Source organism: uncultured Altererythrobacter sp. (genome assembly GCF_913057185.1).
GTDB classification, from domain to species: Bacteria; Pseudomonadota; Alphaproteobacteria; order Sphingomonadales; family Sphingomonadaceae; genus Erythrobacter; species Erythrobacter rubellus.
In genome coordinates this window covers 645,545-664,781 of sequence record NZ_CAJXNK010000002.1, presented here as the reverse complement: position 1 = coordinate 664,781, position 19,237 = coordinate 645,545, and the positions used below count along the sequence as shown (strand labels likewise).

The 19,237-nt window shown below is 55.6% G+C and carries 19 protein-coding genes and 1 tRNA gene; 8 read left to right on the top strand and 12 right to left on the bottom strand.

The genetic code is table 11. The features are described from left to right. Window positions 1–885 (bottom strand): hypothetical protein, encoded by an 885-nt coding sequence (locus tag QZ487_RS11165; protein WP_296025212.1) that lies wholly within the window; start codon window positions 883–885, stop codon window positions 1–3. Further along, on the bottom strand, window positions 885–3,335 hold the full coding sequence (locus tag QZ487_RS11160) for an NAD(P)-binding domain-containing protein (RefSeq protein WP_296025209.1): 2,451 nt from the start codon (window positions 3,333–3,335) through the stop codon (window positions 885–887). The genes QZ487_RS11165 and QZ487_RS11160 overlap by 1 nt, the downstream gene beginning before the upstream one ends. Before the next feature lie 106 nt (window positions 3,336–3,441). Between QZ487_RS11160 and QZ487_RS11155 the strand changes: the two genes are divergently transcribed. Further along, window positions 3,442–4,362: a cytochrome C biogenesis protein CycH gene (locus QZ487_RS11155; RefSeq protein WP_296025206.1), complete on the top strand. Its 921-nt coding sequence runs from the start codon at window positions 3,442–3,444 to the stop codon at window positions 4,360–4,362. Here the strand turns inward: QZ487_RS11155 and QZ487_RS11150 are convergent. Then, complete coding sequence (locus tag QZ487_RS11150; RefSeq protein ID WP_296025203.1) at window positions 4,359–4,880, bottom strand: Pycsar system effector family protein; 522 nt, start codon at window positions 4,878–4,880, stop codon at window positions 4,359–4,361. The two genes, QZ487_RS11155 and QZ487_RS11150, sit on opposite strands and share 4 nt — an antisense overlap. Next, window positions 4,877–6,226, bottom strand: coding sequence for an NADP-specific glutamate dehydrogenase (gdhA, locus tag QZ487_RS11145; RefSeq protein WP_285975150.1), 1,350 nt, complete (start codon window positions 6,224–6,226; stop codon window positions 4,877–4,879). Before gdhA ends, QZ487_RS11150 begins: the two co-directional genes overlap by 4 nt. A gap of 567 nt (window positions 6,227–6,793) precedes the next feature. On the opposite strand from gdhA, the gene QZ487_RS11140 reads away from it, so the two are divergent. After that, window positions 6,794–6,870 (top strand) — tRNA-Arg (locus QZ487_RS11140). A gap of 5 nt (window positions 6,871–6,875) precedes the next feature. Here QZ487_RS11140 and QZ487_RS11135 read toward each other — a convergent pair. The 4 genes from QZ487_RS11135 to QZ487_RS11120 all read right to left on the bottom strand — a co-directional run bounded on the left by QZ487_RS11135 (window position 6,876) and on the right by QZ487_RS11120 (window position 9,763). After that, a complete protein-coding gene (locus QZ487_RS11135; protein ID WP_296025344.1) occupies window positions 6,876–8,054 on the bottom strand; it encodes an MFS transporter in 1,179 nt (392 codons plus the stop codon). A 5-nt stretch (window positions 8,055–8,059) separates the two neighbouring features. After that, window positions 8,060–8,974, bottom strand: a complete 915-nt coding sequence (locus tag QZ487_RS11130) for a haloalkane dehalogenase (RefSeq protein ID WP_296025200.1) — start codon at window positions 8,972–8,974, stop codon at window positions 8,060–8,062. 72 nt (window positions 8,975–9,046) lie between these two features. Then, window positions 9,047–9,202 carry a hypothetical protein gene (locus QZ487_RS11125; RefSeq protein WP_296025197.1) on the bottom strand — a complete coding sequence of 52 codons (156 nt, stop codon included), beginning with the start codon at window positions 9,200–9,202 and terminating at the stop codon, window positions 9,047–9,049. Between the two features lie 30 nt (window positions 9,203–9,232). After that, entirely contained in the window at window positions 9,233–9,763 is a 531-nt protein-coding gene (locus QZ487_RS11120) for a mechanosensitive ion channel domain-containing protein (RefSeq protein ID WP_296025194.1), read from the bottom strand. A 286-nt stretch (window positions 9,764–10,049) separates the two neighbouring features. Here QZ487_RS11120 and QZ487_RS11115 point away from each other — a divergent pair, with 286 nt between their 5' ends. The 4 genes from QZ487_RS11115 to QZ487_RS11100 all read left to right on the top strand — a co-directional run bounded on the left by QZ487_RS11115 (window position 10,050) and on the right by QZ487_RS11100 (window position 14,172). Beyond that, complete coding sequence (locus QZ487_RS11115; RefSeq protein WP_296025342.1) at window positions 10,050–11,207, top strand: acyl-CoA dehydrogenase family protein; 1,158 nt, start codon at window positions 10,050–10,052, stop codon at window positions 11,205–11,207. 69 nt (window positions 11,208–11,276) lie between these two features. Next, window positions 11,277–11,576, top strand: coding sequence for a septum formation initiator family protein (locus QZ487_RS11110; protein WP_285975155.1), 300 nt, complete (start codon window positions 11,277–11,279; stop codon window positions 11,574–11,576). Between the two features lie 151 nt (window positions 11,577–11,727). Next, window positions 11,728–12,810 carry a pyruvate dehydrogenase (acetyl-transferring) E1 component subunit alpha gene (gene pdhA, locus QZ487_RS11105; RefSeq protein ID WP_367114461.1) on the top strand — a complete coding sequence of 361 codons (1,083 nt, stop codon included), beginning with the start codon at window positions 11,728–11,730 and terminating at the stop codon, window positions 12,808–12,810. Window positions 12,811–12,813: 3 nt separating this feature from the next. Then, the gene (locus QZ487_RS11100; RefSeq protein ID WP_296025188.1) at window positions 12,814–14,172 is read left to right on the top strand and encodes a pyruvate dehydrogenase complex E1 component subunit beta; all 1,359 of its coding nucleotides are present in this window, start codon (window positions 12,814–12,816) and stop codon (window positions 14,170–14,172) included. 62 nt (window positions 14,173–14,234) lie between these two features. Here QZ487_RS11100 and QZ487_RS11095 read toward each other — a convergent pair whose 3' ends face one another. The 3 genes from QZ487_RS11095 to QZ487_RS11085 are packed head-to-tail and all read right to left on the bottom strand — an operon-like array spanning window position 14,235 to window position 16,533. Continuing rightward, window positions 14,235–14,666, bottom strand: a complete 432-nt coding sequence (locus QZ487_RS11095) for a TadE/TadG family type IV pilus assembly protein (RefSeq protein ID WP_296025185.1) — start codon at window positions 14,664–14,666, stop codon at window positions 14,235–14,237. After that, window positions 14,663–15,118 carry a TadE/TadG family type IV pilus assembly protein gene (locus tag QZ487_RS11090; protein ID WP_296025182.1) on the bottom strand — a complete coding sequence of 152 codons (456 nt, stop codon included), beginning with the start codon at window positions 15,116–15,118 and terminating at the stop codon, window positions 14,663–14,665. Before QZ487_RS11090 ends, QZ487_RS11095 begins: the two co-directional genes overlap by 4 nt. Window positions 15,119–15,120: 2 nt before the next feature. Further along, window positions 15,121–16,533: a pilus assembly protein TadG-related protein gene (locus tag QZ487_RS11085; protein ID WP_296025178.1), complete on the bottom strand. Its 1,413-nt coding sequence runs from the start codon at window positions 16,531–16,533 to the stop codon at window positions 15,121–15,123. Window positions 16,534–16,723: 190 nt separating this feature from the next. Here QZ487_RS11085 and QZ487_RS11080 point away from each other — a divergent pair, with 190 nt between their 5' ends. Next, window positions 16,724–17,383, top strand: a complete 660-nt coding sequence (locus QZ487_RS11080) for a hypothetical protein (protein WP_285975161.1) — start codon at window positions 16,724–16,726, stop codon at window positions 17,381–17,383. Between the two features lie 63 nt (window positions 17,384–17,446). Then, window positions 17,447–17,665: a hypothetical protein gene (locus tag QZ487_RS11530; RefSeq protein WP_367114460.1), complete on the top strand. Its 219-nt coding sequence runs from the start codon at window positions 17,447–17,449 to the stop codon at window positions 17,663–17,665. Between the two features lie 179 nt (window positions 17,666–17,844). Here QZ487_RS11530 and trmFO read toward each other — a convergent pair whose 3' ends face one another. Next, window positions 17,845–19,212, bottom strand: a complete 1,368-nt coding sequence (gene trmFO / locus QZ487_RS11070; RefSeq protein ID WP_296025174.1) for a methylenetetrahydrofolate--tRNA-(uracil(54)-C(5))-methyltransferase (FADH(2)-oxidizing) TrmFO — start codon at window positions 19,210–19,212, stop codon at window positions 17,845–17,847. Window positions 19,213–19,237 lie beyond the last annotated feature (25 nt).

Here is a 19,237-nt window from a genome sequence, read left to right as displayed (position 1 = left end):
CTAACCCCAATAGTAGAACACGCTGATCACATGCGCGAGCAGCGCGGTGAGCAAAGCGATTGTTGCTGGGATATGGATGAACAGCCAGACTTCGAGCAGCGCCTTCAAGCGCATCTGGAGGCGAATTTGTGCCAATTGTGCGGAACGGGTTCTCAGCAGAGCAGAGACGCGAGCTTTCGGGGCCTGTTGGTCGCTAGCTGCGCGGAAATCTTCCCGGAAGGCAGTGAGCGCGCGTGCGGTGGCGCAGTGGCGATAGCGTCCTGTCAGCCGTACCCATCCGCCTCCCGCAAAAACGTTCTGCTCCAGCGCTGCAATAACCAGATCGGCTTCGTCGCGCGGCAAGGGTTGGGCGGCTTGTTCAAGCTGCCGATCGATTGCAGCAAGTGCTTCGACCATTTGCCCGCGGGTCATTTGCTTGCGGTTCGCGCTCAAACGTTCTGGCAAGGTCGCATAGACCACCACGCCATAGATGCCTGACGCGATCACTAGCATCATCAAGGCCCAAGCCAACGTGTGGACGTTCCAGCCCAGCTGAAAGCCGGTATGGAGCGTGCCAATAACCACCAGTGACAGCCCGAGAAAGACATGCGCGCTGGTCCAAGCCTTGAGGCTCCAATGCCCTTCATTGATTCGGCGCTTGCGCACGCCGAGCAGCGAGAGCCACACAATCAGCCCCAGGCCGATCGTACCCAGCGTATAGCCATACCAGCTGCCTCCATTGGGCCGGGGTTCTTGGTCGATCAGCAGATAGCCGAGGAACAACACTAAGCTCAGCCCACCAGCGATTTTCGCCCAGCGCATGCCGCGATGGGTGAGGAAACTCTCATGTTCCGCGCCGCGCCGCGTGCCATGAAAGTCGACCTTGCTCTCGGGAAGGCTCACCATTACTCGCCTCCCTCGATCCGCGCGACAGAAAGGAATTTCTCAGGCGCAACCCGGATCGCTGCGCCGGTGGGACATGCGCGCACGCAAGCTGGCCCGCCTTCGATCCCACTGCACATATCGCATTTGATCGCGAGCTTGGGCTGCTGCACTGCTTCATTTTCAGCGATTGCTTTGCGCCATTTGGACGGCGCTTCGCCAGGGCCGGGCCCTTTGCCGAACAGTAGCCATTGCAGCAGCGATGGCTTGGCCGGCGGCTTCGCATCCATCCGGATCACGCCATAGGGGCAGTTGCGCTCGCAATTGCCGCAACCGATGCAGGTCTCATCGATGAACACTTCGCCATCCGGGCCACGCTTGATTGCATTGGGGGGGCAATCGGCCATGCAATGCGGATGTTCGCAGTGGCGGCAACTGGTGGGGACATGCAAATGCGCGTAGCTGCGCCCGGCTTCTCTGTCGAGTCGCGACAAGCCGTCATGGCTGTCCGCACAGGCATTCTCGCAATTGTCGCAGCCGATGCAGAGTTTCTCGTCGATCAGCAGCACATCGGTCGCTTCGCCGATGCCGTTATCAACCAGGAATTGTGCGGTTTCCGAATAGAGATCGACGGCGCCGCTGAAGCTCGATTTGCGGCTCTCGACAAAGGCGTTGATCTCGCGCCGGTTCGCCATTTCCGCCAGCGCGGTCTCGCGCAGCGTGGGATTGCGCTCGATCAGAGCTATAAAGGCATCGCCAGGCAGTCGGATCAGTTCGGATTTGATTGCAGCCTTGACGCTGGCGATGCGCGGGGAACCGTCGATTACCGCCATCTCGCCGAAATAGGAGCCCGCGGGGAGATAGTTCAGGAACACCTGTTTGCCACCGATTGCTTTCTCAACGATCATAGAGCCGCTGCGTATGATGAAAACGTCCTTGTCGTCTGCGCCCTCCGTGACAGCAGCTTCGCCCGCCCTCACTTCGACCAATTCAGCGCTTTCCACCAGTTCTGCGACGTCATTAGAAGTCAGACCCGAACCAAACATCTGGAGCAATTGTCGCTCAATGGAGATGCGGTTGACCACGCGATTGGCACCGGGTGACGTTGCCAGCAATTTGAGCGCCGCCGTGCGGGACAATTCGATCGCTACAATCGGTTCAGCGGCGCGAATCGTTGCTCCGCGCTTGCGTCCGGAAATGAGGCCAACCTCGCCAAAGATCGAGCCTTGGGAGATCGGTACAGTCTGTGAAGGGTTGTCGGGATTCACTTCGACTGCGACTGAACCTTGCGCGATGGCGAACATTGATGATCCGGGGGCATTGCGGGCGAAGATCAGCTCGCCAGATGTGTAGGCATGGACTGTGCTGTCGAGCATCAGCTCGCGCAATTGTAGCGGTGAAAGATCGTTGAAGATCTCTACATTCTGGCCAAACAGCTCAAGCCATTCATCAACGCTGCGATTGCCGGGCAAGGGCGCAAATTTCTCTGCCAGGATCGGCTCGTCAGCGGGCTTGAGATTTGCATTTCCATTGAGGAATTCGATCACATCATAGCCCTGGTTCATACAGTGCTTGATCAACGGATAGCCTGCCAAGGCCCCGATCACGTGGATACCGGATTGGGTTGTCTCGAAGCTGGGCGAAAGCTTGGGAAAGGCGCTTCTTTCTCCGCTTGTAAACTCGATTCCGCAAGCTTCGACGAAGGTGCGTGGCGGCTGCGACCCGGTCCGCGCGATGATCCGGTCGCATGGAATCGCGACTTCCCCATCGCGAGTCTCAAGAACCAATTCGCCAGGCTTGACTTCGGATGGGCTTGTCTCGCGCCGGACGATAAGGCGACCGTCCTGCTCCGCCTCTTCAAGCTGTTTGACGTTAGCGGCTTTCGCGCGGGCGAAATCTGCCCGCCGATTGAGAATGGTGACTGTGTTGCGCTGCGCTTCGTCAGCGGCGAGTCCAAGCGCATTCTCGATCCCTGCATCGCCTGATCCAACGACGGTGATGTGCTCGTCGAAATATTCTCCCGGATCGTCGAGCTGATACTGGATATGCGGCAAGTCAGCGCCAGGGACCCGCAAGCGATTGGGATTGCCTTGCGTGCCGATGGCGAGGACTACGGCTTGCGCAGTCAGTTCGCGCCCGTCTGCTAGCTTGATGGTGAAATCACCCGTCTCGCCTTCGATTGCGGCAACTTCAGCATTGAGCATCACATTGATGTCTTGGCTTGCGGCCTGATCGTCCCAAGTGCTGAGGACTCGCTCTCGCTTGCCGGCTTCGAAATCGAGATCAGAGCGCAGCACGAGGTTGGATGGTGTCGCCATCACATGCTTGCCCTTCTGGTATTTGTAGATCGTGTCAGACAGGTGGTCGGTTTTCTCTATCAGCACATGGTTCATGCCGAGGGCGGCCGCGCGCCCGGCCGCGCTCAGTCCAGCGGGGCCGGAACCAATTATCGCAACCCGGAAAACTTTGGGCAAGTCCGAACTCCAATATTCAAATTGCCGTTACAAACGACTGTACCGCAAGCTGCCAAAAATACCAAAGGTAATTGCCCACAATCATTGGAAATGCTAGTTTGAAAACATGCATGTATCAGAAAACCCTAAGACTTTGGAAAACGGCATTAGCCGCCCCCAACTTGGAGTGCTGTTTGGTGCAGTGCTCCTGTTGATAGCGGTGGTCGGTTATAAGGCATGGGATGGTGGCAGTGAGGCAAAGGCCTCAGGTCAAGACTCAGCGGGTCCGATCAACATCGAACAATTGCGTGCAACAGCAGATGCGGCGGGCGACAACGCACTGCCGTGGCAGCAATTGGGTTTCGCACATTTTCAGCGGGGTGAATTTCTCGAGGCTGAGGCTGCATATGAACGCTCCGTCGCTCTGGACGATGATGAAGCCGTGCTTTGGTCGGCCTTGGGCGAAGCACGTGTCATGGCGTCTCAGCGCGAACCGTTGCCTCCCAGTGCATTGGAGGCATTCAATCGCGCAATCGAACTTGATCCAAGCGATCCGCGCGCTCGCTATTTCCTCAATGTAAAGAAGGATCTTGACGGCGATCACAATAGCGCGATCGCGGGTTGGTTGGCCCTCTTGGCAGAAACACCGCAAAGCGCTCCATGGGAAACCGATCTCATCCGCACAATCGAGCAAGTCGGTGCGATCAATGGCATCGATGTCGAGGAGCGGATTGTTATCGCGCAAGCGGTGCGGGGTTCAACAGCGGTTAGCGATACTCCGCGCGGACCGACGCAGGCTCAGATCGCTGCGGCAGGCTCAATCCCTCCAAGCGAACAGCGTACGATGGCCGAAGGCATGGTCGGGCGGCTAGAAAGGCGGCTAGCAAAAAACCCCAGCGATGTTCAAGGTTGGATCATGTTGATTCGCAGCCGCATGACGCTAGATCAGACCGATCTAGCGAACGAGGCCTTACAGGCAGCGCTTGCCACCAATCCCGCTTCCGAAGCGCGAATTCGCGAAGAAGCTGCGCTACTAGGTGTGCGTTAGAACGCGCTCATCACAAAGGTTGCGAGCGAGGCGGCAAGGCCAGCCAGAAAAACGCGGGATGACCATCCCAGTAGCCGATATTTCTTGCGGTGTAACACTTGGCCGTTCTGGTAGATGTCACGCAGCATCAAGTGATACATCGCTTCCTCATCGCTGAGCTTTGACACTACGGACTTTGCGAACTGCTCTTCTTCCATCTGCGTAAAGACTCCGAAAAACAGGATATTGGACTGATCGTCTGCGACCGGCTTGGCGCCTGCTGTTGGCAAGACAGCTACAATCGCCAAACAAGCTGACACAAAGGCGGAAACACCTAGCGCCACCATTGCAGGCGCCGGATCGCCGCTGCTTGCCTGTCCCATGGCGAGTGTGAAAACCACGATGGCTGCACCCATCAGTAAGCTTGCCTTTTGGTCAGCCATCTGGCTCAACGTGAGGTTGGTCTGCGTGATCGTGCGCACCAGATGAATAGCTTGCGGAGAGAAGGCCTTGTCTGAGCCTTGCGGAGCCTCGCTCATACGACGCCAAACGCCAACATGGCATCTGCAACCTTCTTGAAGCCTGCAATATTTGCGCCTTTGACATAGTCAGTATAGCCGCCGTCTTGCGTTCCATAGGTGAGGCAGCGCTCGTGAATACCGTGCATGATATCACGCAGCATCTCTTGCAATTCATCTTCGCTCCATGACCGGCGAAGCGAATTTTGGCTCATTTCAAGCCCTGATACTGCAACGCCGCCCGCATTAGCGGCTTTGCCTGGCGCGTACAGCAGCTTGGCAACTTTGAACACATGCACACCTTCAAGGTCGGTTGGCATGTTCGCGCCTTCTGACACCGCGATGCAACCATTTTCAACCAATGCGCGGGCATCATCGCCCAGCAGCTCGTTTTGTGTCGCGCAGGGCAGCGCAACGTCGCACGTCACATGCCATGGCGTCTTGCCTTCGTGGAAAGTCGCATTGCTGTATCTCTCCGCGTATTCGGAAATCCGTCCGCGCTGGCGGTTCTTGTGGTCCTTCACCCAATGAAGTTTCTCCAAATCAATCCCGTCGGGATCATGGATGAAGCCTCCTGAATCTGACAAAGTGAGCACCTTGCCGCCGAGCTGGATGATCTTCTCTGCAGCATGGGTTGCGACATTGCCTGAGCCGGAGATTGCGGCAGTCTTGCCCTCAAGATCCATCTCCTTGGTCGCAAGCATATTGGCGAGGAAATAAACCGCGCCATATCCGGTCGCTTCCGGCCTAATGAGCGAGCCGCCATACTCCAGGCCTTTGCCGGTCAGCACGCCGTTGAAGTGGTTGGTGATGCGTTTGTATTGGCCGAACATGTAGCCAATTTCGCGCCCGCCGACACCGATATCACCTGCGGGAACATCAACATCAGGACCGATGTGACGATAGAGCTCGGTCATGAAGCTTTGACAAAACCGCATGATTTCGCGCTCGCTCTTGCCTTTGGGATTGAAGTTGGAGCCGCCTTTCCCGCCTCCCATAGGTAGGCCAGTTAGTGCATTTTTGAATGTCTGCTCGAAAGCGAGGAATTTGAGCACGCTCTCGGTGACGCTCGAGTGAAAGCGAATGCCGCCTTTGTAAGGGCCGATGGCATTGTTGTTCTGCACGCGCCAACCGCGTTGGACGCGTATATCGCCTTTGTCGTCTTCCCAGCACACGCGAAAGCTTACGACCCGATCGGGCTCGGCGATACGCCGCAAGATTTGCTCGCTGTGGTAGTCTTCCTTGTCTTCTATGAAATCGAAGATATCTTCCGCTACTTCCTGCACGGCTTGCACAAATTCGGGTTGATGCGGATTTCGTCGCTTGACGCCCTCCATAAAGCCATTGAAATCGACGTGTTCTACCATCTGCTGTTGACCTCCCCCTAACAGGCTACTGCATTTAACGTATGACAGTTTTTATCTTGTGTGACCAAGGGGCAAAAGACGCAATGTCTTTTTCATAATACTGCCCGTCATCAGATAAATTGAGACACGCTGAGGCTTTGGTTTAGCGAGTGTTTGGCCTCATCTGGTTGATGTTTTTTAAGCGGCGAGCTTGCGGTGAAGCACGCGATGTTCAAACTTCTTTCGTTTCAACTTTTCTCTTATTTGGATAATTTCTGTGGCTCTGCCGAATTAGGCATCGGCCGGTGTGACGTTGTCGAGGCTTTCGCGGTAGCTTGTGTGTCAGTGAGGAGGTAATCGAGTATTGCACTTTTGCATTCTGGGCTTCTGAGTTTGGGTCGCAGATTTGCGCGGCGCACCGGTCAGGCAAGGGGCTATCTGCGCGTTAACTGGGGCTTTGCTGGCAGCTTTGTGTTGCGACACATAGGGCGAGGGACTAGGCAGCGACGGCTTTTCGCAATTATATAACCTAAATAGAGTTGACCATCGGTTACCCACAGGTTTGAGGAAAGGCTAAAACACTAGGTTGGCCCCGTAGCTCAGCCGGATAGAGCACCAGATTCCTAATCTGGGGGCCGCGTGTTCGAATCACGCCGGGGTCACCACTCAGTTAGCGCGCGCCAATCCGTCGGTAATTTGCCCAGGCCAAAAGCGAGATTGTGGCTGAAGCAATGGCGACGAGCAGACATGTGCCGGCCCAGCCGTATCCATCATAGATCGCTGTGCCCAAAACGCTTCCAATGCCGCCGCCGATAAACATGATCACGATATAGATTGTCGTCAGCCGGGTTCGGATCGCGGGCTCCAGCGCCAGAAAGATCATCCGGCTTGTCACATCGACCGATGGGCCAACCAGATTGATGAGCGTGAGCGGAATTAACACAGCCCATGCGCTGAATCCGAACGGATAGAGTAAAGCAATTCCCGCAGATTGCAGCACAGCGACAATGGCTCTGGCGCGGCGCGGCCCGACATGGTCAGCCCATCGACCAATGCGCGGGGTTGTAAGAACACTGATCGCGCCAATACCCGCCAGATAACCGACAGTATCGACCCCATAACCAAGCGCAGGACTGGTTAGGTGCAAGGCAAGTGCCAGCCAGACTGCGGTGAAACAACCAAAATTAAGACCCTGAATCATCGCGGAATGGAGAACGTCTTTGTGCTGCTTAGCCAAACTGATCACCGACGCTAGAAGCTCTCGATAAGAACCGGTCGGGCGTTTTTCTGGCGCCGTCTCGCTCTGCATCGTGATCGGGAGCATCAACGTAACTGCAATCATCAGGCTGGCGGCGATCCAATAAACTGTGCGCCAACCGTAAACCTCTGTAACGATACCAGCGCCAACACGTGCGACAAGAATGCCAAAGATTACACCGGCTGTGAGTAGCGCAGTCACTTGACCGAGCCGCTCTGGAGCAACCCGCTTGGATGCAAACGCCGGGAGCTGATAGGGGGCAATTGTCACAAAGCCCAACAGTGTCGATGCCAATGTGAAGAGCGCAAACTGCGCTGCCAAAGCCATTCCCAACATCGCGAGCGTTTGCAGGCTGACAAACAGGATACAAAGGCTGCGGTTGGAATATCTATCGCCGAGCGGCAAAAGCAGGAAGATGCCAATTGCGAGTGCGATCTGATTGAGCGCAGGAACGACGCCAATTGCGCCATCGCTTACGCCGAAATCGCGCGCAACCTCTCCGATAATGGGATGGATGTAATACGCATTGGCAGTGACCACCGCGGTCGTCGCGGCGAGCCCGTATTCCTGAGCGCGGCTGAGATAGCCCACTTGGCTCAATCCAGAATACCCGCCAGTTTACCCATCTCGATCACGCCCTGGGATAGCTCTGCCGGCCGGTCTTCCTGACAGAAATGACCGCAGCCGTTCAGGATTTCGTGCGGCATGCCCTTTGCACCTTTGATCCGCCCGGCAAGAGCTTCGCCTAACCCGCCCGTAACAGGATCATCCGCACCAAACAGGGTCAGGAACGGTTTATCGAAAGCGGCCAGATGCTCCCAAGCTGCGGTGTTCTCTTCAATGCCCGCCATGCCATTTTCGACCGGCACCAACTGAGGGAATGCGCGTGCGCCCGCTTTGCTTGGTTCATCGGGGAAGGGGGCGTCATAGGCGGCAATTTCCGCCGCTGATCGTTCAGTATATGCGGCGCGTTGGAGCAGCTCACCGATCTTGAAATCGGGCGAGCTCTTGGCATACTCGCGCCAAGCGAGAAACGCAGGCGACGGCGTGCCGCCTGTCGGTAGGAATGTGTTACTGGCCACAACTAAGTTGAACCGGTCTGGCGCGCGGCCAACCATTCGCAGACCAAGCAGTCCGCCCCAGTCCTGACAGAATAGTCCGGCGGTTTTCGGCACAACTGCGTCGCGCCATTGTTCAAGCCAATCAACGTGGCGGGCATAGGTGTAAAAGTTTTGATCGTCGGGCTTGTCGCTTTTGCCAAATCCGATCAGGTCTGGCGCCAAACAACGAAATCCGGCATCGACCAGGATCGGGATCATTTTGCGATAGAGAAAGCTCCAGCTTGGCTCGCCATGGAACAGCAGGATGGGCGGCGCGTCACTCGGGCCTTCGTCCAGATAATGCATCTGCCCTTTGTGCCCGTCACCCAGATCAATTTCGAGCCATTGCTCTGCAAATGGATAGTCAGGGATATCCGCAAAGCGGACTGGGTCGTAACGCAGAATTTCCATCGCTCTCAATCTCCTTGATGAAATTGAGTAGCACAAAAAAACCTAAAAACCACTAGGCCTTAACCATGGGTGCTATTTGTCGAGCGGGACCGCACCCTTGAATGTAGGTGTCACGTGGGAGAATGGAATTTCTATTCCCGCATTGTCCAGACCTTGCTTGATCGTGCAGATGACCTTGTCACGGCTTTCATGTCCGTCGCGATTGGTTGAACCAGTCCACCAACGCACCTTGAAATCGACAGAGCTGGAATTGAACTCCTACGCGAAAACATCGATCCCTTTGTCGAGAATGATGCCATCGACGCTCTCTACCGATTTGCGGATCACTTCTACTGCTTGATCAAGGTTTGAGTCATAGGCAACGCCAACTACGACATCGAAGCGGCGCCGGTCCTGATCGGTCAGTATCTCGACCGGGTTCTTGAACAGTATCGAGTTTGGAACGATCGTCAGCTCTCCAGACAGGGCGCGAATGTGCGTTTCGCGCAAGGTGATGTGTTCTACCTTGCCAATTATCCCTTCGCATTCGATCGGGTCGCCAATGCGCATTTTCTCGCGCAGCATGATCAGCACGCCTGCAAGGAAGTTCTCGAAAATATCCTGAAATGCAAAACCGATTGCAACTGCGCCGATGCCAAGTCCCGCAAACAGACTGCCGGGTGTAAGGTCGGAAAAGATTATCGCTGCCAGCATTACGCCGAACAACCAGATGGCCAGTTTCACCAAAGTCTCCACCAGATTGCGCAGAGAAGGGCGAAGGTCAACTTTTTCCGGTAATGCGACCCGCAATCTTGACTGCAAAACCAGTAAGCAATCCGGTCAGCAAAAGGACAATGATGGCGACGATGATCACCGGTATCGACTGGGCAAATCAGTCCATCATCGCCGTGACCTGATAATCGATCTGATTGAGCATATTTGAGTTTTCCCTCTTTGCTTACCAAGCCAATGGATAGCGCGAGGGTAAAGTTCCCAAAGTTCCGATTGCGCAAGTCTATCAACTTGATCAGGTGGACTTGGCGCGCGCACTTGGGCAATCAGCGCAAGCAACTTCAAATAGGGAAATCCAGCAGTGATGCAGGAAAGCGAAGAACTGACTGAAATCCGGCGCGCGGTGCGTGCGTTATGTGAAGAGTTTCCCGGCGAATATTGGCGCGACAAGGATCGAACGCGGGATTACCCGGCCGAGTTTGTCGATGCGCTCACCAGATCTGGGTTTCTGGCAGCGCTGATTCCGGAGGAATTTGGGGGCAGTGGCCTAAAACTTGATGCGGCATCGGTCATTATGGAAGAGATCCAGGCTTCAGGTTGTAATGGCGGTGCGGCCCATGCGCAAATGTATATCATGAACACGCTGCTTCGGTATGGGAGTGACGCGCAAAAGGCCGAATACCTGCCCAAGATCGCCAATGGTGAGTTACGCCTTCAGGCGTTTGGCGTTTCCGAGCCAACCAGTGGAACAGATACACTTTCGCTCAAGACTCGAGCGACCAAAGACGGTGATGAATATGTGATCAACGGCCAGAAGATCTGGACAAGCCGTGCAGAGCATTCCGATCTGATGCTCTTGCTAGCTAGGACAACTCCGCGAGAGGAAGTGGAAAAGCGAACCGAGGGACTGTCGATCTTCCTTGTCGATATGCGGGAAGTTGTGGGCAAGGGAATGACGATCAAGCCCATCCGCACGATGATGAACCATTCATCCTGCGAGGTGTTCTTCGACGATATGCGTATCCCGGCAAGCGCGCTGATCGGGGAAGAAGGCAAGGGCTTCCGCTATATCCTGTCCGGCATGAACGCAGAGCGCGTTTTGATCGCTGCTGAATGCATCGGCGATGCCAAATGGTTCATTGAAAAAGCGAAGGGCTACGCCAATGAGCGCGAAGTTTTCGGCCGCCCGATCGGCCAGAATCAAGGCGTGCAATTTCCGATCGCGCGCTGCTACGCGCAAATGCGCGCGGCCGAATTGATGGTGCACCATGCGGCGGATGTTTATGATCAGGGCGGCAATGCGGGCGAAGAGGCGAATATGGCAAAGCTGCTTGCATCGGAGGCGAGCTGGGCCGCGGCTGAAATGTGTGTGCAGACCCTTGGCGGGTTTGGATTCGCTGAAGAATATGATGTGGAGCGCAAGTTTCGCGAAGCGCGGCTCTACACAGTTGCGCCCATATCGACCAATCTCATCCTGTCATACTTGTCCGAACATGTACTCGGACTGCCGCGTTCATACTGATTTGTGACACAAACCACTTGCAAGCGGCAGTTAACTATGATTCTGTGGCTTTGACGAGGACGGGGCAAAATGCGCAAACCACCAAAAGAGCAATTGAGGCAGGGCTTGGCTCTTGCGGCACTGCTGGTCATTGCGAGTTTTGCGATTGCGGGTCCGACAGGACTGTTGGCTTGGAACGAGAGTGAAGAGCTGCTGGAACAACGCAAGGCTCACATTGCGGAAACGCAAGCCAAGCGGGACATGCTCAAGAACAAAGTCGACCGGCTTCACCCGGATGGAGCGGACCCTGATCTGGTCGGCGAACTGTTGCGGGAGAACATGAATGTTGTTCACCCGGATGAGATCGTCATAACGCTCGATCAAGAGTAATCGCGGCGCAATTCAAACTCGCGGCGCAATTCAAACTAAAGATTTCGTATGCGCAGATGCGCGCTTGACGTTGCGTAACCGTGCGGCTTGCGCCTATATCATGCGCGCAACCCACCTCTCCGGGGAAGAACAATAAACAAGGATGAGAGCTTTGGCTAAAGCGGCGAAAAAGGCGCAGAATGCGTCTGGTAAATCTCCAGCTTCGGACGACGGCGATTTCGTTCTGCATTCGCTCCAGGAAGCGCATGAGAAGAACCTGAAATACGATGCCAGCGACGAGGAATTGCTCACATTCTATGAGCAAATGCTTCTTATTCGCCGGTTTGAGGAGAAGGCCGGGCAGCTATATGGTCTCGGCCTGATCGGCGGGTTTTGTCACTTGTATATCGGGCAGGAAGCGGTTGCGATTGGCCTCCAAAGCGCGCTCGACAATGATCGCGACAGCGTGATCACCGGCTATCGCGATCATGGGCATATGCTTGCGTATGGCATCGATCCCAACGTCATTATGGCAGAGCTGACCGGACGTCAGGCTGGTATATCGAAGGGGAAGGGCGGCTCGATGCATATGTTCAGCACCGAGCACAAATTCTATGGCGGCCATGGCATTGTCGGGGCACAGGTGTCGCTCGGCGGCGGGCTCGCCTTGGCGCACAAATACAAAGAGGATGGCGGTTTGTGCCTGACGTATTTTGGCGATGGCGCGGCCAACCAAGGACAGGTCTATGAGACCTTCAACATGGCGTCCCTTTGGAATTTGCCGATCGTGTTTGTGGTAGAGAACAATCAGTATGCCATGGGCACCAGCACTGCACGCTCTAGCGCGGAAACCGAATTTCACCGGCGCGGTACAGCATTCCGTATTCCCGGGATGGACGTGAATGGTATGGACGTGCTCGAAGTGCGTAGCGCGGCCGAAATCGCATTCAAGCACGTGCGCGAAGGCGGCGGCCCCGTGCTGATTGAGTGCAATACCTATCGTTACCGCGGCCATTCAATGTCTGACCCTGCGAAGTATCGTAGCCGCGAAGAGGTGCAGGGTATGCGCGACAATCGCGATCCCATCGAAGGGCTCAAGAAAGTCCTTCTCGAAAAAGGGAAGACAGAGGAAGACTTGAAAGCCATCGACAAGGCAATCCGGGCCCGCGTTGCAGAGAGCGCGGACTTTGCCGAAACTTCGCCAGAGCCGGATGCATCTGAACTCTACACCGATGTTTTGGTGGAGGAGTATTGAGCCATGGCGATCGAACTCAAGATGCCCGCGCTTTCTCCGACTATGGAGGAGGGCACGCTCACCAAATGGCTGAAGAAGGTTGGTGATACGATCGAAGCTGGCGACATCATTGCAGAGATCGAGACCGATAAGGCAACGATGGAATTTGAAGCCATTGACGATGGTGTGATCACGAAGATCCTCGTCGCGGAAGGCACCGAGAATGTCGCTGTCGGTACTGTAATTGCCGAGCTCGAAGGCGAAGGTGACGAGGCGAGCGCTTCGGAAACACCTTCGGCTGCCGCTCCTGTCGTCGCGCCTGCGCCAGCACCGTCAGCTGCTCCTTCGAAGCGGGTTACTACACCAAAAGCTGATCCTTCGATCCCCGAAGGCACGAGCTTCTCCCAAGTTTCGGTACGCGAAGCGCTGCGTGATGGGATGGCAGAAGAGATGCGCCGCGACGATCGCGTCTTTGTGATGGGTGAAGAAGTCGCCGAGTACCAGGGTGCCTATAAGGTTACGCAAGGACTGCTCGACGAATTTGGCCCGAAGCGCGTGATCGACACGCCAATTACAGAATATGGCTTTGCAGGCATTGGAACCGGCGCGGCTATGGGTGGATTGCGCCCAATTGTCGAGTTCATGACCTTCAACTTCGCGATGCAGGCGATTGATCATATCATCAATTCAGCCGCGAAAACAAACTATATGTCTGGCGGCCAGATGCGCTGTCCAATCGTATTCCGCGGCCCGAATGGCGCAGCCAGCCGGGTTGGCGCCCAACACAGCCAGAACTATGGCCCGTGGTATGCCAGCGTGCCGGGCCTGATCGTGATTGCACCATATGACAGTGCTGATGCGAAAGGCCTGATGAAAGCAGCAATCCGCAGCGAGGACCCTGTTGTCTTCCTCGAAAACGAGCTGGTCTATGGTCGCAGCTTCGATGTGCCCGACGTTGACGAATATGTCCTGCCCATCGGCAAGGCGCGCATCATGCGCGAAGGCAGCGACGTTACAATCGTCAGCTACTCAATCGGGGTCGGGCTCGCGCTGGAAGCCGCGGATACGCTGGCCGAAGAAGGCATCGATGCAGAAGTGATCGACCTGCGCACTTTGCGTCCGCTGGACCGGGAAGCAATCCTGACTTCGCTCGCCAAAACAAACCGCCTCGTGATTGCTGAGGAGGGCTGGCCAACTTGCTCAATCGCGTCTGAAGTGATGGCGGTTTGCATGGAGGATGGCTTCGATCATCTAGACGCGCCGGTCTTGCGTGTATGCGATGAGGATGTCCCGCTGCCTTATGCGGCAAACCTGGAGAAGCTTGCGTTTATTGACGCTCCGCGCATCGTCGCAGCAGTCAAGAAGGTTTGTTACAAGGCCTAGTCCGCAACGAAAACGGCGGGCACTGTGGCCCCCCGCTTTGACGCTAATTTTTTGATGCACCCTTACTCGTCAAGCACGATGATCGGGCGAGAGAATGTAAGTTGCGGCGACACCCAGTTTACCAGAGGTACAACCGCAGGCGGGGTGTAGGTCAGCGTGATGGTCTTCTCGAATGTTCCGGCGACTCGTGGCGTCGGAACGCTTGTCACTGTCGCGTCGAAAGTGTTGTTGAGCAGATAGGGCGCGGTTGCTGCGGCGGTCTCTGCCCAGGTTTCGATCGTCGCATCGGTGATCTCGTTACCCTTTTGGTATTCCACAACGGCAAAGCGAGAGGTTTCCTGAGCGATTGATCGCAGCGCATTTTGCGCCTGCATGCCGATCCCAACCTGGAAGACACCAAACAGCAGGCCGATAATGGCAGGTGCCAGAATAGCGAATTCGACAATGGTCGAACCAGACTGGTCCTTGACGAGATTTCCGGATGTTCTGCTCATGAGATCTGCACCCGCCTCGTAATGTTGAAGTTCACCGGGCCACCAATTCCGAAATCTGTCCATGCCGGAGTGTAGGTGTCAGTCATTGTGATGATAATGAATTCCGACACCACCGCAGTCGTACCGCAACTGCTTGCATTGGCTTCCAAGGTGGTTGCCGTATCACAACGATAGCGCAGCTGCATTAAAACCTGATCAGCAGGAAGACCTGCCGAAGCCTCGATAATCGCTTCAAGCGTGGCGCGATCGCTCGCTTCTGCCGGCGGGCGTGCAACGACCACCGCCGCAGCCTCTGCCATCGATGTCTGAAGCTCGGCCTGACGCGAGACGATGCTGCTCACCTCCAGGCCACCAAGGGTCATCGTAGCCAGGATTGGCAGGATGAACGCGGTTTCAATTGCTACGCTTCCGCGCTCGCTATTAGCGAATGTCTTGGCAAGCTTGCTTAGCATGATCACCCCACCAACCTTACGCGTGTGCCACCATTGCCGACGACCACGCTGTGTGTCTCGCCAATCGGGCAAAGCGTGGTCAGATCAGCTGTACCTGCTACTTGCACCTTCGATGACATCACCATCATGCAATTGGCGGTTGCCTGGATGTTACCAGCCAGTTTCAATTCACTTTTGGGCATGTAAATCACGCCATTGATGTCAAAGTTGGTAAAGTTGGTAAAGTTGGTAAAGTTGGTAAAGTTGGTAAAGTTGGTAGCGCCGGTGAGCTTGCTTCCCAAGTTGCCTGGAGAGTTCGGATCTTCGAAGATCAGCATGTTCTCCATACGGGCAGCATCATCCGCCGGAATGCCCAATGCCAGAAGTTGCAATGCGCTCATCGGTGACAGAAAAACGTCTGCTCCACCGTTGATGTCTAGCTGCGCGCCGTTCTTCAGCACGAACATCACGCCGGTTCCGGTCAGCTGATTGCCACCATTAAGTTTCAACCGACCACCATCGATCACGTAGATCCCGCTAGTTAGGTTGGCATTGCCGCCGATCTCTAAATCGGTGTAAGTTCCCGGTAGCGCCTTGCATGTTTTTCTCGGGAATTTGGTATAGACTTTTTTTGGAATCGATAATGGTTGATCGCCATTATCAAAACCATCTCCTGTGTAGGTCAAACCAGATGACCCGCATGACAACGTCCGCGGGGTGGGATTGTCCGGCGGGGTGAGACCTGAATACGGATCATTCAGGCCGTCGAAATTCTCGATCGTGCTGGCGTTAGCAAAGGCACCCATACCATCGTCGATACCGCCAGCAGACGCGACAGTGTTGATGTTTTGTGCGCGGCTGCTTCCGTTGGTACGGATCGAGGTGTCCGACGTAGACAGTGAAGCGACACCGCAAGCCGCGTCGACTGTTGGGCCACCATTAAACCACATTGCACTGCCAGCGGTAGGGTGGAGCGCCATCAGGCAGGCAGTGTATTCATCTGTTCGCTCAAACGTTGCTTGTGCGTTGACACGAATGGTAGTGGATCGCCCCATAACAAAGCTTGCAAACGGCAGGTCAGCCACAACCTCTGCGCGTACGATCACGCTGTTCTGTGTACCAGTGCCCCAATCGGCCAGGCTAGCCGCGTGCGTCGCGCCATTGTTAGCGATGATTGACAAATTGTCGGAGAATTCCTGATTGGCGCGAGTGATATAGATTGTACCGGTGTCGCCATTGCCGCGTGCCCATGCGCCGGCCAAGGCGGCCTGGTCTGCTGCGAATTGCAATTCGCGCTGCCACAAATACCATTGCGCGGTGTCTACAGCCAGGCCTGCGCCCCCCATCAGGGCTGGCATCCCCAGCGCAACGAGAATTGCGGCATTGCCGCTCGTGCTGCGGCGCAGTTTCCGGCTGAATTTCTTCAACACACCCATGGCGTCTATTCCTTTCGCAGAACCTGAATTGGCTGCATTGGTTAGTCTTTAGCGCGCACTAGGTATGCGGTTCGTTCACTTGTGTGGTTAATGAAGGGCTACTGAATCAGCGCTCATTTCTCCGCAAACTTACGGATTCTGCGATCTTCAAAGGTTGACACGTCACGCGGCTCCGGCACTAGGGCTGCCCATGACAAGCGACCTTGAAGCCGAAATTGGTGATGCCGAACGGGTGGCGCTGAATTATGCCAAGCCGGACATTCGGCCGAAGCTCGCGTCATTCTTTGCTTTGGATCGCCGTTTGGGACAGATCGTCGCAAACTCTAGCGAATCTTTGCTGGGACAGATGCGGATAGCCTGGTGGCGCGACATGTTATTGGCTTCGGCGAGGGACCGCCCGGCGGGTGACGTTGTGCTGGACGCAATCGGGGCAAGCTGGGGAGGGGATGCGCAGCTGCTTCAACCTTTGGCAGATGCCTGGGAGGTCTTCCTGATTGCAGAAGAGCTCACAGCCGATATTCTGTCACAGTTTGCCCAAGGTCGCGCCAGACCCCTGGCTCAAGCCTTCGGATGCGCGCACGAAGGTTTAGCAAAGCGGGCGCAACAAGCAGGCTCACTATGGGCGCTTGCGAATACAGCCGCGCATGTTTCTGATCAGACAGAACGAGAGCTGATACTTGAACTGGCCCGCGCCGAGTTGAGCGTGAATACTCCAACCGGATCAATGCCCAGAGCACTTGCAGTGCTAACCGCACTTTCTCGGCGTTCTATCAGGCGCGGTGGCCATCCGTTGATGGTGGGCAGAGGTGCGGCCTTGGCTGCATTACGTGCGGGTTTAATTGGAAAGTAGTTTCGTATAGCCTCCTTTTAATTTAGAGGAGGAAGTAAGGAGTCGAGTGATATTGGGCTTATCATGGCGACAATTGGTCTTTACTGGTGGCAAGGAAAGGCCGAGGCGGAAGAAGCACGCCAAAATCCCGATGAATTGCCTGTCTCAAATCCGGGTGAGATGACGGGGCCAACTACACCTGAGGCCAGCGAGCTTACGAGAGAGCAGCGACGCTTCTTTCTTTACAACCGCACTCGCGATTGGTGCATTTCGCGCAATGAAATGCTGTCCACCCGCAGCTAGGGCTTTCGTAAGCTCGATTTGGACGGCAACAATTTGCTCGCCTTCGAAGAATGGGCCGTGGCTACCGCAGAGAAGTTCGAAGGGGCCGATGCTGATGGGGACGGCAAGTTGCCATGAAGGAATTCGCAACAACCGCATCAAAACGCCGCTTGAGGCGGTCGTCCTGCCGATGCTAAACGCTACGCAGTTGCAGCTTCGTTTGACCTGATCCAATCGGTTAATTTGGCCTTGGCCCGTGATGTATAGGCCTCTTTTCGCTGCTTCTTCTTCACATCATGCAGCGGCGGGAATAGACCAAAATTCACATTCATGGGCTGGAACGTCTCTGCCTCTGCATCGCCTGTAATATGGCTAAGCAGGGCTCCCATGGCAGTCGTCGCGGGCAGGGCGGACCACTCGCGCCCGGAAAGTTCGCAAGCCGTCATAATGCCCGCAATCAGCCCCACAGCAGAGCTTTCGACATATCCTTCGCAGCCGGTGATCTGTCCGGCAAAGCGGATATGGGGTGCCTCCCTCAGCCGAAGCTGCCGATCAAGCACGAGTGGCGAATTCAGGAATGTGTTGCGATGCAGCCCGCCAAGTCTTGCAAACTCCGCGTTTTCCAATCCAGGGATGGTACGGAACAGCTCCATCTGTGCGCCATATTTCAGCTTCGTCTGGAAACCGACCATATTCCATAGCGTGCCGAGCTTGTTGTCCTGACGCAGTTGCACAACTGCATAGGGCCAGCGCCCCTGCGGGTGCTCTTCATTGGTATCGTAAGGATTGTCGAGGCCAACACCCTTCATTGGACCATAGCGAAGTGTTTCGACCCCGCGCTCAGCCATGACTTCAATTGGCATGCAGCCTTCGAAATAGGGCGTGTCCTTCTCCCATTCGCGAAATTCGGTCTTCTCTCCATCAATTAAGCCCTGATGGAAGGCGAGGTACTGTTCCTTTGTCATCGGACAGTTGATGTAATCGCCATTTTCATTGCTGGCTTCGGTTCGCTTGTTCCAACGACTCTGTATCCAGCATTTAGACATATCAATGCTGCCGCGATGAATAATCGGTGCAATGGCATCAAAGAACGCCAAGCGCTCTTGCCCTGTGGCTTTCACGATATTCTGAGCCAGCTCTTGCGCAGTCAGCGGACCGGTCGAAACAATGGTCATGCCGGCATCGGGCAGAGTGTCTACACGTTCGCGCACGATCTCGATTCTCGGATGTTCGGCCAATATGCGCGTCACTTCATTGCTGAAGGCATCCCGGTCGACGGCCATCGCGCTACCAGCAGGGACGCGCGCCATCTCCCCGGCACGCATAATGATCGAATCCAGTTCCCGCATTTCATGGTGCAGCAGGCCAACAGCGTTTTTTTCATCATCATCGGACCGGAAACTGTTAGAGCAGACAAGCTCCGCCAGGCCATCAGTCTGGTGCGCAGGTGTCATTTCTCCTGACCCGCGCATCTCGGACAAACGCACCCTGAAACCGCGCTTTGCTAGCTGCCAGGCCGCTTCGCTTCCCGCGAGGCCGCCGCCGATAATGTGCACATCGAAAGTCATTGTGTCGCGCAGTTAGACTTGCAGT

Bases quoted from the DNA above. Each gene is read 5' to 3' on its own strand.
- QZ487_RS11115 (WP_296025342.1), top strand. From the start codon at position 10,050: ATGCAGGAAAGCGAAGAACTGACTGAAATCCGGCGCGCGGTGCGTGCG.
- QZ487_RS11530 (WP_367114460.1), top strand. From the start codon at position 17,447: ATGGCGACAATTGGTCTTTACTGGTGGCAAGGAAAGGCCGAGGCGGAA.
- QZ487_RS11165 (WP_296025212.1), bottom strand. From the start codon at position 885: ATGGTGAGCCTTCCCGAGAGCAAGGTCGACTTTCATGGCACGCGGCGC.
- QZ487_RS11080 (WP_285975161.1), top strand. From the start codon at position 16,724: ATGACAAGCGACCTTGAAGCCGAAATTGGTGATGCCGAACGGGTGGCG.
- QZ487_RS11095 (WP_296025185.1), bottom strand. From the start codon at position 14,666: ATGAGCAGAACATCCGGAAATCTCGTCAAGGACCAGTCTGGTTCGACC.
- QZ487_RS11110 (WP_285975155.1), top strand. From the start codon at position 11,277: ATGCGCAAACCACCAAAAGAGCAATTGAGGCAGGGCTTGGCTCTTGCG.
- QZ487_RS11150 (WP_296025203.1), bottom strand. From the start codon at position 4,880: ATGAGCGAGGCTCCGCAAGGCTCAGACAAGGCCTTCTCTCCGCAAGCT.
- QZ487_RS11155 (WP_296025206.1), top strand. From the start codon at position 3,442: ATGCATGTATCAGAAAACCCTAAGACTTTGGAAAACGGCATTAGCCGC.
- QZ487_RS11100 (WP_296025188.1), top strand. From the start codon at position 12,814: ATGGCGATCGAACTCAAGATGCCCGCGCTTTCTCCGACTATGGAGGAG.
- trmFO (WP_296025174.1), bottom strand. From the start codon at position 19,212: ATGACTTTCGATGTGCACATTATCGGCGGCGGCCTCGCGGGAAGCGAA.
- QZ487_RS11130 (WP_296025200.1), bottom strand. From the start codon at position 8,974: ATGGAAATTCTGCGTTACGACCCAGTCCGCTTTGCGGATATCCCTGAC.
- gdhA (WP_285975150.1), bottom strand. From the start codon at position 6,226: ATGGTAGAACACGTCGATTTCAATGGCTTTATGGAGGGCGTCAAGCGA.
- QZ487_RS11090 (WP_296025182.1), bottom strand. From the start codon at position 15,118: ATGCTAAGCAAGCTTGCCAAGACATTCGCTAATAGCGAGCGCGGAAGC.
- QZ487_RS11085 (WP_296025178.1), bottom strand. From the start codon at position 16,533: ATGGGTGTGTTGAAGAAATTCAGCCGGAAACTGCGCCGCAGCACGAGC.